Genomic DNA, 14,221 nt, shown 5'->3' with positions numbered 1-14,221 from the left:
TTGTTGATACCGATTTGTTTTATGAATTGGTTGAATTTGCCGGGCTGCCCGCCCCTGTGGGTGGTCTGGTTTTTACAGCTGGTTTCAAATTTTTGCTGCCTGGTTGCCGCGTTTTCCCGTGGTTTCCTGGTGGTTTCTGTTTTTGTTTTACTTCAACGGAGAGTTTGATCCTGGCTCAGGATGAACGCTGGCGGCGTGCTTAACACATGCAAGTCGAACGATGATCTCCAGCTTGCTGGGGGGATTAGTGGCGAACGGGTGAGTAACACGTGAGTAACCTGCCCTTAACTCTGGGATAAGCCTGGGAAACTGGGTCTAATACCGGATATGACTCCTCATCGCATGGTGGGGGGTGGAAAGCTTTTTGTGGTTTTGGATGGACTCGCGGCCTATCAGCTTGTTGGTGAGGTAATGGCTTACCAAGGCGACGACGGGTAGCCGGCCTGAGAGGGTGACCGGCCACACTGGGACTGAGACACGGCCCAGACTCCTACGGGAGGCAGCAGTGGGGAATATTGCACAATGGGCGCAAGCCTGATGCAGCGACGCCGCGTGAGGGATGACGGCCTTCGGGTTGTAAACCTCTTTCAGTAGGGAAGAAGCGAAAGTGACGGTACCTGCAGAAGAAGCGCCGGCTAACTACGTGCCAGCAGCCGCGGTAATACGTAGGGCGCAAGCGTTATCCGGAATTATTGGGCGTAAAGAGCTCGTAGGCGGTTTGTCGCGTCTGCCGTGAAAGTCCGGGGCTCAACTCCGGATCTGCGGTGGGTACGGGCAGACTAGAGTGATGTAGGGGAGACTGGAATTCCTGGTGTAGCGGTGAAATGCGCAGATATCAGGAGGAACACCGATGGCGAAGGCAGGTCTCTGGGCATTAACTGACGCTGAGGAGCGAAAGCATGGGGAGCGAACAGGATTAGATACCCTGGTAGTCCATGCCGTAAACGTTGGGCACTAGGTGTGGGGGACATTCCACGTTTTCCGCGCCGTAGCTAACGCATTAAGTGCCCCGCCTGGGGAGTACGGCCGCAAGGCTAAAACTCAAAGGAATTGACGGGGGCCCGCACAAGCGGCGGAGCATGCGGATTAATTCGATGCAACGCGAAGAACCTTACCAAGGCTTGACATGAACCGGTAAGACCTGGAAACAGGTCCCCCGCTTGCGGTCGGTTTACAGGTGGTGCATGGTTGTCGTCAGCTCGTGTCGTGAGATGTTGGGTTAAGTCCCGCAACGAGCGCAACCCTCGTTCTATGTTGCCAGCACGTGATGGTGGGGACTCATAGGAGACTGCCGGGGTCAACTCGGAGGAAGGTGGGGACGACGTCAAATCATCATGCCCCTTATGTCTTGGGCTTCACGCATGCTACAATGGCCGGTACAAAGGGTTGCGATACTGTGAGGTGGAGCTAATCCCAAAAAGCCGGTCTCAGTTCGGATTGGGGTCTGCAACTCGACCCCATGAAGTCGGAGTCGCTAGTAATCGCAGATCAGCAACGCTGCGGTGAATACGTTCCCGGGCCTTGTACACACCGCCCGTCAAGTCACGAAAGTTGGTAACACCCGAAGCCGGTGGCCTAACCCCTTGTGGGAGGGAGCTGTCGAAGGTGGGACTGGCGATTGGGACTAAGTCGTAACAAGGTAGCCGTACCGGAAGGTGCGGCTGGATCACCTCCTTTCTAAGGAGCACCTACAAAGACGCCGGCTCATGTATGTGAGTGTGGCGGGTTTGTCAGGAGTAATGCCCGTTGCGCAGACGATTGTTCTGCGGCGGGTGCTCATGGGTGGAATATCAACAGATAGCGGTCGCCTGGATTTTTTCCTGGTCTAGTACGGATGCTTTAGGTGTCCTGGAACGGTCGGGGGGTTTGATGGGTGGTTTAGTGTTTGGCACACTGTTGGGTCCTGAGGCAACAGGGCTGTGGACTGGTCCCTTTGTGGGGGCTGGTTTGCGGGTTTGTTTGTTTCTGGTTTCCTGGCTGCACCGATCATGCGCGTTGACCTCTTTTGTGGGGTTGTGTGTGGGGTGTGTGGTTTGGGGTTGTTGTTTGAGAACTACATAGTGGACGCGAGCATCTTTTATAAGAAGCAATTTCCAAGAATATGAACCTGGATCTGGCTGCGCGTGATGATGGCTTCCCTTTGGGGAGTGGTTGTTGGGTGTGGTTGGTTTTCGTGGTTCTCTCGAAAACTTGTTTTTTGATCTTTTGTGGTCAAGTTTTTAAGAGCACACGGTGGATGCCTTGGCATTAGGAGCCGAAGAAGGACGTAGGAATCTGCGATAAGCCTGGGGGAGTCGATAACCGGACTGTGATCCCAGGGTGTCCGAATGGGGAAACCCCGCCAGACGCGCGAGTGATCTGGTGACCCGCATCTGAACACATAGGGTGCGTGGAGGGAACGCGGGGAAGTGAAACATCTCAGTACCCGCAGGAAGAGAAAACAATAGTGATTCCGTTAGTAGTGGCGAGCGAACGCGGATCAGGCTAAACCGTTCCATGTGTGATAGCCGGCGGGCGTTGCATGGTCGGGGTTGTGGGACTTTCCGTTCTGTCTCTGCCGGGACAGTGGGGTGTGATGTGCAGGCATAGGTGAACGGTCTTGAAAGGCCGGCCAGAGAGGGTGTGAGCCCCGTAACCGTAATGTTGTGTACCGCCTGGATGAGTATCCCAAGTAGCACGGGGCCCGAGAAATCCCGTGTGAATCTGTCAGGACCACCTGATAAGCCTAAATACTCCCTAATGACCGATAGCGGACCAGTACCGTGAGGGAAAGGTGAAAAGTACCCCGGGAGGGGAGTGAAACAGTACCTGAAACCGTGTGCTTACAATCCGTCGGAGCAGCCTTGTAGTTGTGACGGCGTGCCTTTTGAAGAATGAGCCTGCGAGTTAGTGTTACGTCGCGAGGTTAACCCGTGTGGGGAAGCCGTAGCGAAAGCGAGTCTGAATAGGGCGTTGCAGTGGCGTGATCTAGACCCGAAGCGAAGTGATCTACCCATGGCCAGGTTGAAGCGACGGTAAGACGTCGTGGAGGACCGAACCCACTTCAGTTGAAAATGGAGGGGATGAGCTGTGGGTAGGGGTGAAAGGCCAATCAAACTTCGTGATAGCTGGTTCTCCCCGAAATGCATTTAGGTGCAGCGTTGCGTGTTTCTTACCGGAGGTAGAGCTACTGGATGGCTAATGGGCCCTACAAGGTTACTGACGTCAGCCAAACTCCGAATGCCGGTAAGTGAGAGCGCAGCAGTGAGACTGTGGGGGATAAGCTTCATAGTCGAGAGGGAAACAGCCCAGACCACCAACTAAGGCCCCTAAGCGTGTGCTAAGTGGGAAAGGATGTGGAGTTGCGAAGACAACCAGGAGGTTGGCTTAGAAGCAGCCATCCTTAAAAGAGTGCGTAATAGCTCACTGGTCAAGTGATTCCGCGCCGACAATGTAGCGGGGCTCAAGTACACCGCCGAAGTTGTGGCATTCAGATTTTAGCTAAGCCCTTGTGGTTCAGGCGTCTGGATGGGTAGGGGAGCGTCGTGTGGGCAGTGAAGTCGCGGTGTAAACCAGCGGTGGAGCCTACACGAGTGAGAATGCAGGCATGAGTAGCGAAAGACGGGTGAGAAACCCGTCCGCCGAATGATCAAGGGTTCCAGGGTCAAGCTAATCTGCCCTGGGTAAGTCGGGACCTAAGGCGAGGCCGACAGGCGTAGTCGATGGACAACGGGTTGATATTCCCGTACCGGCGAAAAACCGCCCATGCTGAACAGGGGATACTAACTGCCCGAGACCTGCCTGACACCCCTTGTGGGTGAAGGGTTTTGGTGGAGCGCAGGACCTGATCCTGGGAGGCAAGCGTATTAACAGGTGTGACGCAGGAAGGTAGCCAAGCCGGGCGATGGTTGTCCCGGTCTAAGGATGTAGGGCGAACGGTAGGCAAATCCGCTGTTCATGATGCCTGAGATCTGATGGGACCCCCGTTTGGGGGGATTTGGTGATCCTATGCTGCCGAGAAAAGCATCGACGCGAGGTTTTAGCCGCCCGTACCCCAAACCGACACAGGTGATCAGGTAGAGAATACTAAGGCGATCGAGAGAATTATGGTTAAGGAACTCGGCAAAATGCCCCCGTAACTTCGGGAGAAGGGGGGCCCCAACCTTGATGGACACACGCTGTCCGGAGGGGATCGGGGCCGCAGAGACCAGGGGGAAGCGACTGTTTACTAAAAACACAGGTCCGTGCGAAGTCGCAAGACGATGTATACGGACTGACTCCTGCCCGGTGCTGGAAGGTTAAGAGGACCGGTTAGCCGCAAGGCGAAGCTGAGAATTTAAGCCCCAGTAAACGGCGGTGGTAACTATAACCATCCTAAGGTAGCGAAATTCCTTGTCGGGTAAGTTCCGACCTGCACGAATGGAGTAACGACTTCCCCGCTGTCTCAACCATAAACTCGGCGAAATTGCAGTACGAGTAAAGATGCTCGTTACGCGCAGCAGGACGGAAAGACCCCGAGACCTTTACTATAGTTTGGTATTGGTGTTCGGAGTGGCTTGTGTAGGATAGGTGGGAGACGTTGAAGCCCGGACGCCAGTTCGGGTGGAGTCATCGTTGAAATACCACTCTGGTCACTTTGGACATCTAACTTCGGCCCGTAATCCGGGTCAGGGACAGTGCCTGATGGGTAGTTTAACTGGGGCGGTTGCCTCCTAAAAAGTAACGGAGGCGCCCAAAGGTTCCCTCAGCCTGGTTGGCAATCAGGTGTCGAGTGTAAGTGCACAAGGGAGCTTGACTGTGAGAGAGACATCTCGAGCAGGGACGAAAGTCGGGACTAGTGATCCGGCGGTACATTGTGGAATGGCCGTCGCTCAACGGATAAAAGGTACCTCGGGGATAACAGGCTGATCTTGCCCAAGAGTCCATATCGACGGCATGGTTTGGCACCTCGATGTCGGCTCGTCGCATCCTGGGGCTGGAGTAGGTCCCAAGGGTTGGGCTGTTCGCCCATTAAAGCGGTACGCGAGCTGGGTTTAGAACGTCGTGAGACAGTTCGGTCCCTATCCGCTGCGCGCGCAGGAAATTTGAGAAGGGCTGTCCTTAGTACGAGAGGACCGGGACGGACGAACCTCTGGTGTGTCAGTTGTACTGCCAAGTGCACCGCTGATTAGCTACGTTCGGATGGGATAACCGCTGAAAGCATCTAAGCGGGAAGCTCGCTTCAAGATGAGATTTCCATACACCTCGTGTGTGAGAGGCCCCCAGCCAGACCACTGGGTTGATAGGCCGGATGTGGAAGCGAGGACTAACGACTCGTGAAGCTGACCGGTACTAATAGGCCGATAACTTACACCACACACCAATGCGTGAACGGCATTCAAAAGACGTTCACACCAAGCACTGGTAAAAAGATAACAAGACTGCTTGCGTCCACTATGTGGTTCCCAAACAACAAACCAAACCGGTTCGTTGCCCAGGGAACAAAACACAACTACATAACAACACCACAGCCCCCGCAAGGGGAGCACGAGATGTTGTAACCACCAGATTTCCCACCCCGCAGGGGTGTGGAGCAAGGGTTACGGCGGTCATAGCGTGGGGGAAACGCCCGGTCCCATTCCGAACCCGGAAGCTAAGACCCACAGCGCCGATGGTACTGCACCCGGGAGGGTGTGGGAGAGTAGGTCACCGCCGGACAACCATTAGGTCGAGGCCCCAACCACCAGGTTGGGGCCTCCCGCGTTTAACAAACAAGACACCGGGCTGTCAGCGGCCCCACCAGATTCCGCGCCTGCAGTAATGCGCCATCACCTCCCGCAGGAAACGGTGCAACCCGCCATCACCTCCCGCGGCAGCACCGCCGTCGAACTCCCCTCCAAACACTGCTGGCCCGCCCGGCCAAACCCACAGAAGCTGATGGGGCGTCCCACTGGAAGCTGCAGAAGCTGATGGGGCGCCGCCGGGGAGGGTGCGGGAGGTGGTGGGGCGTGGCCCGGGAACCTGCAGGAGGTGGTGGGGCGTCGCCGGAAAACATGCGGGAGGTGATGGGGCGTCCGCTGTCGGCACAATCAGGCCTGAAAACCCTCAAGAATCTGGTGATTAACCTCAAAAAGTCGCGGAAACACGCGGAATTTGCGGAACGGGACGGCCCAAGCTGGTAAGTTTTCGAACAGTGGCTTGTGCGCACGCCGCGTTCAGGCTCCAGAATCATGACCGTCCAGGAGGACATAAATGGCTAAGAACCGTAGTGAACTTGTTGCAGAGGTAGCGGGCAAGGCCGGCACCAGCCAGGCAGCCGTCAACTCCGTCCTCGACGCACTGTTCGAGGTTTTCGAGACTTCTGTCGCCGAGGGCGAAAAGATCACCATCCCGGGCTGGCTCGCCGTCGAGCGCACCGACCGTGCAGCCCGTACGGGCCGCAACCCGCAGACCGGTGAGACCATCCAAATCGCCGCGGGCCACAGCGTCAAGCTGACCGCCGGCTCCAAGCTGAAGGCTGCGGTCTCCAACAAGAAGTAAAGCTTCTTCGCCCCGGCATCAGGCCGGCGTGCAAAAGGGGCGGCAACCACGTGGTTGCCGCCCCTTTTGCTTTTAAGCCGATTCGCGGCCCGGCCAAGGGTATCGGACAATGGATAGGTGCCTTCTGCCGCAAAGCCCCAATCCACAGCAACCCAGCCAACTCCCGGCAAGGGAGTCCCTGGGCAGGTCGGCGGCGCCCCGGGCGTCTCGGCGGCATGGCAGCTGGCAGGGCTGGCGGCCCTCTTCCTCGGCCTGGCAGCCGCGCTCGTTTTTTCCGGCGCGGCCGTTGCCCGTGAGGTTTCGGATCCCGGCGTCCTGGTCCGCTGGGGCCTGCCCGTCAGCAAGGCCGTTCACAACGTCTCGGTGGCCACGGTCATCGGCGGCTTGATTTTCGCAGTAGGTATCCTGCCCAAGAACCTCGGGCTCCGCAGCAGGGACCGGGATGCCGGTGACGAGGAGGCCCCCGAACATCCGGCCTTCACCCGCGCGTTGGCCGTTGCAGCCGTTGCGGGGGCCGTCTGGACGTTGTCCGCCATCGCCGTCCTGGTGCTCACCTATGCGGACGTAGCCGGGCAGGCGGTGTCGGGCGATGCCGAGTTCACGCAGGCCCTGGTCTACTTCATGACGGACATCGAGACGGGCCGGGCCTGGCTCGCCGTCACCATCATTGCCGCCGTGGTGACCACCGCCCTGTTCGGCGTCAGGTCCTTGGGCGGGCTGGCCCTGACCCTGATCCTGGCACTCATCGGCCTGGTCCCGACAGCCCTGATCGGGCACTCCTCAAGCTCCTCGGACCACGAAGGCGCCATCAACTCCCTCGGCCTGCACCTGGTGGGCGTCAGTACCTGGGTGGGCGGCATCATCATGCTGGCGCTGCTGTCCGGAATCCTGACAGGCCGCAAAGCCGGCGCCACCGCGGATATCACCGAATCAATACTTCGCCGGTTCTCCGCACTGGCCGGCTTCGCCTTCGTGCTCGTCTTCGCCTCCGGCATCATCAACGCCAGCATCCGCATCACCAACTGGGAGGACTTGTTCGGATCCTCCTACGGCCAGCTGATCCTGGCCAAGTCGGCTGCAACGCTGGTCCTGGGCGGGATCGGCCTGATGCATCGGCAATGGGTCATCCCGCAGCTGAACCGTAAGGGCTCCACGATGTCCTCGCGAAGGGTCCTCTGGCAGCTTGTCCTGGCTGAATTGCTGGTGATGGGTGCCACCTCCGGTGTGGCCGTGGCCCTGGGCCGCTCTGCGCCGCCCCAGCCCACCACTTTCGCGCCCGACGCAACACCGGCTTTCATCCTGACCGGCTACGAGCTCCCTCCGGAGCTGACCCCCGCGCGCTGGCTCACGGAGTGGCGGCTGGACTGGCTCTGGATCGCCGTGGCGCTGTTCGGGCTGGTCTCCTACTTCCTGGGCGTGGCCAGGATCTATCGCCGGGGTGACAAGTGGCCATGGTTCCGGTCTGTGAACTGGGTGATAGGCCTGCTGGTGCTCACCTACATCACCTCCGGCCCGCCGTCGGTCTATGGCCGGGTACTGTTCTCGGCGCACATGGTGGACCACATGGCGCTGACCATGGTGGCGCCCATCTTCCTGGTCCTCGGCGCTCCGGTGACCCTGGCCCTGCGCGCCTTACCTCCCCGCGGAGACGGCTCGCGCGGTCCCAGGGAGTGGCTGCTGGTGTTTGTGCACTCCAAGTTCTCGCAGGTGGTCACGCATCCGCTGTTCGCCGCCGCCAACTTTGCCGGTTCAATTGTCCTGTTTTACTACTCTGACCTGTTCGGGTTCGCCATGCGGGAGCATGTGGGGCACGAACTGATGATCGTGCACTTCCTGCTCACCGGATACATTTTCATCCTGAGCATGATCGGTTCCGACCCGCTGCCCCGGCGGGCGCCGTACCCCATGCGCCTGCTGTTGCTGCTCGCAACAATGGGCTTCCACGCCTTCTTCGGCGTCGCCATCATGGGCGGAACCAACCTGCTGGCCGCTGACTACTTCGGCAACCTGGGCCGGGCCTGGGGACAGTCGGCACTGATGGACCAGCAGACCGGCGGCGCGGTGGCCTGGGGGATTGGCGAGGTGCCCACGCTCCTGGTGGCCATCGGCGTGGCCATCATGTGGTCCCGGTCGGACCAGCGGGAGACAAAACGCGTGGACCGGGCGGCGGACAGGAATAACGACGCCGATCTCACCGCTTACAACGATATGTTTGCCAAATTGGCTGAACGCGACGCCAGGCTGGCTGAACGAAACAAGCTGGAAGGACGCTGATGAGCGAAACCGTACGCACCCACCTCCGGGTCCGAGCCTCCGAACTGGTGGGCCGTAACTGGTTGAACACCGGGGGGAAATCGCTGGACCTCGAAGCGCTCCGCGGCAAGATCGTGCTGCTGGACTTCTGGACCTTCTGCTGCATCAACTGCCTGCACGTCCTGGACGAACTGCGGCCGCTTGAGGAGCAGTACTCCGACGTCCTTGTGACTGTGGGGGTGCACTCGCCCAAGTTCGAGCACGAGGCGGACCCGGTGGCGCTGGCGGCTGCCGTGGAGCGCTACGAGATCCACCATCCCGTCCTGGACGACCCGGAGCTGGACACCTGGAAGGCCTACACCGCCCGCGCCTGGCCCACCCTGGTGGTCATCGACCCCGAGGGCTACATAGTGGCGCACCTTTCCGGTGAAGGCCACGCGGACGGGCTCGCAGTGCTGATCCCCGAGCTCATCGCCGAACACGAAGCGAAGGGGACACTCCACCGCGGCTCCGGACCTTACGTTGCCCCTGAGCCCACCTCGGGAACGCTGCGTTTCCCCGGCAAGGCCCTCTTCCTGCCCGCCGGGCGGGGTGCAGCTTCAGAGGGAACGGACGACGCCGATGCAACGGCGGGTGCCGCAGCTTCCAACGGTGCCGCAAAGGGCTCCTGGCTGGTCACCGACACAGGACACCACCGCCTGGTGGAACTGGGCACCGACTTCCAGACCGTCCTGGGCACCTACGGCTCCGGCATAAAGGGCTACGCTGACGGACCCGCCGCCGGGGACGCGGCCGTTGCTCAATTTAACGAGCCCCAGGGCCTGGTCCTGCTCCCGGAGGACGTGGCAGCGAAGGTGGGTTACGACGTCGTGATTGCGGATTCCGTGAACCACCGGCTCCGCGGGCTCTCGTTGCAGGACGGGAAGGCGACCACCCTCGTGGGCAACGGCGTCCAGCGCCTGCTGGAGACCGGACCGGCCCGCGTTGATGAGGACGCCGCCGGCTTCACCGGCCGCCTGAGCGAGCACCCGCTGGAGGTCTCCCTGAGCTCGCCCTGGGACCTCGTCTGGTCCAGCAAGCTTAACGCCGTGGTGATCGCCATGGCCGGTACGCACCAGATCTTCAGCTTTGACCCGCTGACCGGGGCCGTGGCCATTGCCGCCGGCAACGGACTGGAAGGCCTGCTGGACGGCCCGGCCCACGAGGCCTGGTTCGCGCAGCCTTCCGGCCTGGCCGAGGACGCCGAGGGCAACATCTGGGTGGCAGATTCCGAGACATCGGCCCTCCGCAAGCTCGTGATTGACGACGGCGCCATCACCGTTGAGTCCGCCGTGGGCAAGGGGCTGTTCGACTTCGGCTTCCGCGACGGCCCAGCCGCCGAGGCTCGGCTTCAGCACCCCCTGGGCGTGACGGTCCTGCCTGATGGTTCCGTGGCAATCGCGGACACCTACAACGGCGCTGTCCGCCGCTACGACCCCTCAAACGGGACGGTCTCCACGCTGGCGCGTGGGCTCCTGGAGCCCTCGGACGTGATTGTGGACCACACACAGTCAGCCGGTTCGGAGCCGCTGCTGGTTGTCGTGGAGGCCAACCAGCACCAGTTGGTGTACGTACCCATCCCCAAGGAAGCCCAGCAGGTGGACGAGGGTGCGTCGCAGACCCACCGGCCGAAGAGCCCGGTGGCACCCGGCCCGCTCGAGCTGACCGTGCGTTTCACTGCCCCCACAGGGCAGAAGCTGGATGACCGGTGGGGCGATCCCACGCAGCTGAAGATCTCCTCCACTCCGCCCGAGCTGCTGGTGGCCGGCGGCGGAACGTCGGTGGGACTGCTGCGGACCTTGGAGCTCTCCGCCGACGTGCCGGAAGGCGTCCTGCACATCACCGCCCGAGCAGCGGCCTGTGACGGCCCGGAAACGGAGGACGGCGAAATCCCGGATCACGCGGCCTGCCACCTCTACCAGCAGGACTGGGGCATCCCGGTAATACTGCAGGCTGACGGGGACACCGAGCTGGTACTCGACCTTCGCGGCATGGACTGACGCCCGCCGTCGTACTTTGAGCGCAAAGGCTGCCGCCCGTGACGTAAGTGTTCCGGGCGGCAGCCTTTTTTGCGTTACGCCTGCCAGCGGGCGGAATCCAGCCCTAGAAGCTCAGCAGCGGCGTGACTTTGATGGTGTCGCCGGCCACGTCCAGGCGGGTGGTGAAGCTGAAGTCCACCTCTTCGTCCAGGGGGTACCAGACACCGGTGAACAGGTTCTGCTGGAGTGCCTGCACCTTCGCTTTGCCGTCCAGCGGCGCCACCACCCAGCGGCCGTCGAAGGGCTCGATGGCCACGTTGGGATACTCAGTGACGGACCATTTGATGGTGCCGTCCTGGACCCGGTTGTTGCTGGCGTAGTAGAAGGGGCAGTCCGGCTGGAGTTTCTGCTCCTTGACTGCCTGGGCCGCGCAGCCGTCCAGGAATTCCTTGACCTTCGCCGCCACGTCCGCCTTCAGGCCGTCCGTCGCCTGGGTCAGCAGGTTCAGCGGTGCTACGGGGACGTCGCGCGCGGTCACCGTGGCACGGGTGGCAGGCGCAGAAAAGTATTCCCCGTTCACTGTGGCCTCGTATTCGCCCGGGTAGAAAACTGCGAAGGAGTTCCGGCCGTTCGGCATATTGACGTCCACACCGTTGACGGTGGCCTCGCTGGCGTTGACCACCGTGACATCCACTGTGGGCAGCCGGGACGGGACAAACGCCCAGGTGTTGAAGAAGATCCACTCCGTTCCGGTCTTCTGCAGCAGGAACTCGGTGCGGAGGCGGCTGCCGTCGATGGTGTATTCCAACGGCACCATCACCTGGCCCTCCGGGCGCTCTTCCGCGTCCCCGAAGTTCACATTGGCAAGGCGGGAGGCGGCAGTCTGCAGGGCCGTTCCGTCCAGCATGGCAGCGTTGCTGGGCGGCACCGTTGCCCGCAGAAGCCCCAGTGCTCTGCCGCCGTCACCGCTCTGCAAGGCATCCAGATACTCGCGCACCGGCTGCTGCGGGCTGGCCACAGTATCGTTCACGAGGTTCACGGCAACAATGGCGCCGGCGACAGCAAGCATGAGGCCCAGCAGCCATCCGGCTGCGATCCTCACCAAAGCTTGACTCATCTGCACGTTCCATACGTTACCTGCCATGCGCCCGACGGCGGCAGTTGAGTCAGCGCACGGCGGCGGCTGCGGTCAGCGGCGGCGCCGGGAGGACGTGCCGAACACGCCCCGCAGCAGCTCGCGTCCCAGCTGGGTCCCGATGGACCGGGCCATGCTCTTCAGCCCGCCGCCGAGGGCACCGCCAAGGACTCCTCCGAGGTCGCCCATCATGCCGTCGCCGGATTCCTGGCGGGTAGTGCGCCGTGCCTCAGCAGGGGCGCGCGGGCCGCTGTTCCGGGTGGATGCGGGTCTGCTGCTGGGGCGGCCCAGGATTTCCTCCTCTATCCGCCGTGCTTCGGCATCGACGTCGGTGCCGCCGCCGGGAAAGCCGACACCGCCTCCGGCTCCGGGAACGGGAGGTTCGCCGGGCGCAGCCGGACCGGTGGGGACAGCAGCCTTGCCGGTGAGCTTCTCGTAGGCTGACGGGTTGTCCACGGCGGTCCCGTACTTGCCCAGCAACGCCGACCCGGCCACTGTGCTTCTGACAAGGGACTCCTCGCTCGGGCCCATCACGGATTCAGGGGCTCGCAGCCGGGTGAGGGCCACCGGGGTGGGCGCACCCCTTTCGTTCATGACGGTGATGACGGCTTCACCAATGCCTGCCGAGGTCAGTGTCTCTTCGAGGTCGTAGTCGCTCAGCGGGAAGGTGGTCACCGTGGCCTTGAGCGCCTTCGCGTCCTCGGGAGTAAACGCGCGAAGGGCATGCTGCACCCGGTTGGCCAGCTGGCCGAGGACGTCAGCCGGCACGTCCTTGGGCGTCTGCGTGACAAAAAAGATGCCGACGCCCTTGGAACGGATGAGCCGCACCGTGGTGGTGATGGCCTCCAGGAACACCTTGGACGCACCGTTGAAGAGGAGGTGGGCCTCGTCGAGGAAGAACACGAGTTTCGGTTTGTCCAGGTCGCCGGCTTCGGGCAGGTCCTCAAAGAGGTCGGCGAGCAGCCACATCAGGAAGGTCGAGAACAGCATGGGCTTGGTCTGCAGGGTGGGCAGTTCCAGGCAGGTGACCACGCCCCGTCCGTCCGGGGCGGTCCGCAGCAGCTCGGCGGTATCGAATTCCGGTTCGCCGAAAAACTTCTCCAACCCCTGGGCCTCCAGGTTCACCAGTTCCCGCAGGATCACGCCCGCGGTTGCCTTGGACAGTCCGCCCAGCTCCTCCAGCTGGTCCTTGCCGTCCGGTGAGGTAAGGAATTGAATGACCGCCCTGAGGTCCTTAAGGTCGATCAGCTCCAGGCCGTTCTTGTCCGCAAAATAGAACACGAGCTGAAGGCTGGATTCCTGGGTGTCGTTCAGCTCCATGATGCGCGCGAGCAGGATGGGACCGAATGACGTGACGGTGGCCCTGACCGGGACACCGTTGCCGTCCCCGCCGAGCGCGAGGAACTCTACGGGGAAAGTTTTGCCCTGCCAGGCCTGCCCGATGCTCTCGGTACGTGCCGCAAGTTTCGCGCTGCCTGCGGCTGCCGTGGCCAGCCCGGAAAGGTCACCTTTGATGTCCGCCAGGAAGACGGGGACACCCGCGGTGGACAGCTGTTCGGCCATCATGTGCAGCGTGACGGTTTTGCCGGTACCGGTGGCGCCGGCTACCAGGCCGTGCCGGTTCATCATGGACAGCGGCAGCCGGACCTGGGTTTCCTTGTGGAGTTCGCCGTCCACAATGGCGGCCCCCAGTTCGATGGCGGCGCCTTCCAGCGTGTATCCCTTCTGGATGGTGGCAAGCTTCTCTGCTGTGGTTTTGTTGGCCATGCCGCTAGCTTAGCGGCGGGCGTCCGGCTCCTGCGGCCGGGCCGGGCCGGCAGCCAGTCCGGCCGGAGCCGGTGAAAGCTCCTTCGTGAACGCCAGGAACTTCAGCGTCTCCGGGTCCGCGTCCAGATCGAACTGCGGCTGGTAGCCCGTGGTGAGGTAGAGGTGCTTGGCCTCGGGCTGGCGGGGACCCGTGGTGAGATAGATCCGCGTGTACCCGCGGCTGGCGGCGAGGGTTTCCAGCTCAGCCATGACCACCTTGGCCAAACCGCGGCGGCGGTGGCCGGAGTGGGTCCAGATCCGCTTCAGTTCCGCTGTCCGGGAGTCGTAGCGGCGGAAGGCCCCGCCTGCGATGGATTCCCCGTTCTCCTGGATCACCAGGAGGGCACCGCCGGGTGCCTCAAATTCCTCGGCGGGGTAGCGGTTCAGTTCTTCCGCGGCCGCCTGCCGGCCGAAGAGGTCGCCGTAGCGGGTGTCGTATTCGACGGCGAGTTCGTCCAGCAGCGGCCGGACCCGGGGATCGTGCATGGGGAGGTTGAGGACCTTCAGTGCG

At 61.7% G+C, this 14,221-nt stretch carries 6 protein-coding genes and 3 rRNA genes; 6 read left to right on the top strand and 3 right to left on the bottom strand.

Annotated features, from left to right (window positions below):
• Nucleotides 1-152 precede the first annotated feature (152 nt).
• The 6 genes from M1D93_RS18820 to M1D93_RS18795 all read left to right on the top strand — a co-directional run bounded on the left by M1D93_RS18820 (nt 153) and on the right by M1D93_RS18795 (nt 10,790).
• Nucleotides 153-1,677 (top strand): 16S ribosomal RNA (locus M1D93_RS18820).
• Nucleotides 1,678-2,209: 532 nt separating this feature from the next.
• Nucleotides 2,210-5,335, top strand: a 23S ribosomal RNA gene (locus M1D93_RS18815).
• Nucleotides 5,336-5,559: 224 nt separating this feature from the next.
• Nucleotides 5,560-5,676, top strand: a 5S ribosomal RNA gene (rrf, locus tag M1D93_RS18810).
• Together the 16S, 23S and 5S rRNA genes form the textbook arrangement of a ribosomal RNA operon.
• A gap of 534 nt (nt 5,677-6,210) precedes the next feature.
• A complete protein-coding gene (locus tag M1D93_RS18805) occupies nt 6,211-6,498 on the top strand; it encodes an HU family DNA-binding protein (protein ID WP_258803885.1) in 288 nt (95 codons plus the stop codon).
• Between the two features lie 117 nt (nt 6,499-6,615).
• A complete protein-coding gene (locus M1D93_RS18800; protein ID WP_461172963.1) occupies nt 6,616-8,772 on the top strand; it encodes a cytochrome c oxidase assembly protein in 2,157 nt (718 codons plus the stop codon).
• Nucleotides 8,772-10,790, top strand: coding sequence for an NHL domain-containing thioredoxin family protein (locus M1D93_RS18795; protein ID WP_461172962.1), 2,019 nt, complete (start codon nt 8,772-8,774; stop codon nt 10,788-10,790). Before M1D93_RS18800 ends, M1D93_RS18795 begins: the two co-directional genes overlap by 1 nt.
• A gap of 103 nt (nt 10,791-10,893) precedes the next feature.
• Here M1D93_RS18795 and M1D93_RS18790 read toward each other — a convergent pair whose 3' ends face one another.
• The 3 genes from M1D93_RS18790 to M1D93_RS18780 all read right to left on the bottom strand — a co-directional run bounded on the left by M1D93_RS18790 (nt 10,894) and on the right by M1D93_RS18780 (nt 14,196).
• Nucleotides 10,894-11,886: a hypothetical protein gene (locus M1D93_RS18790; RefSeq protein WP_461172961.1), complete on the bottom strand. Its 993-nt coding sequence runs from the start codon at nt 11,884-11,886 to the stop codon at nt 10,894-10,896.
• Nucleotides 11,887-11,958: 72 nt separating this feature from the next.
• Complete coding sequence (locus tag M1D93_RS18785) at nt 11,959-13,671, bottom strand: helicase HerA-like domain-containing protein (RefSeq protein WP_461172960.1); 1,713 nt, start codon at nt 13,669-13,671, stop codon at nt 11,959-11,961.
• Between the two features lie 9 nt (nt 13,672-13,680).
• Nucleotides 13,681-14,196, bottom strand: coding sequence for a GNAT family N-acetyltransferase (locus M1D93_RS18780; protein ID WP_461175068.1), 516 nt, complete (start codon nt 14,194-14,196; stop codon nt 13,681-13,683).
• Between the last annotated feature and the right edge of the window lie 25 nt (nt 14,197-14,221).

The sequence above is a fragment of the Arthrobacter sp. Z1-9 genome (assembly GCF_054792695.1).
This window is presented reverse-complemented; position numbering and strand designations above follow the sequence as displayed.

What these genes read in the sequence shown, in the direction of transcription:
- M1D93_RS18805 (WP_258803885.1), top strand. Translation starts at nt 6,211, where the DNA reads ATGGCTAAGAACCGTAGTGAACTTGTTGCAGAGGTAGCGGGCAAGGCC.
- M1D93_RS18785 (WP_461172960.1), bottom strand. Translation starts at nt 13,671, where the DNA reads ATGGCCAACAAAACCACAGCAGAGAAGCTTGCCACCATCCAGAAGGGA.
- M1D93_RS18795 (WP_461172962.1), top strand. Translation starts at nt 8,772, where the DNA reads ATGAGCGAAACCGTACGCACCCACCTCCGGGTCCGAGCCTCCGAACTG.
- M1D93_RS18790 (WP_461172961.1), bottom strand. Translation starts at nt 11,886, where the DNA reads ATGAGTCAAGCTTTGGTGAGGATCGCAGCCGGATGGCTGCTGGGCCTC.
- M1D93_RS18780 (WP_461175068.1), bottom strand. Translation starts at nt 14,196, where the DNA reads ATGCACGATCCCCGGGTCCGGCCGCTGCTGGACGAACTCGCCGTCGAA.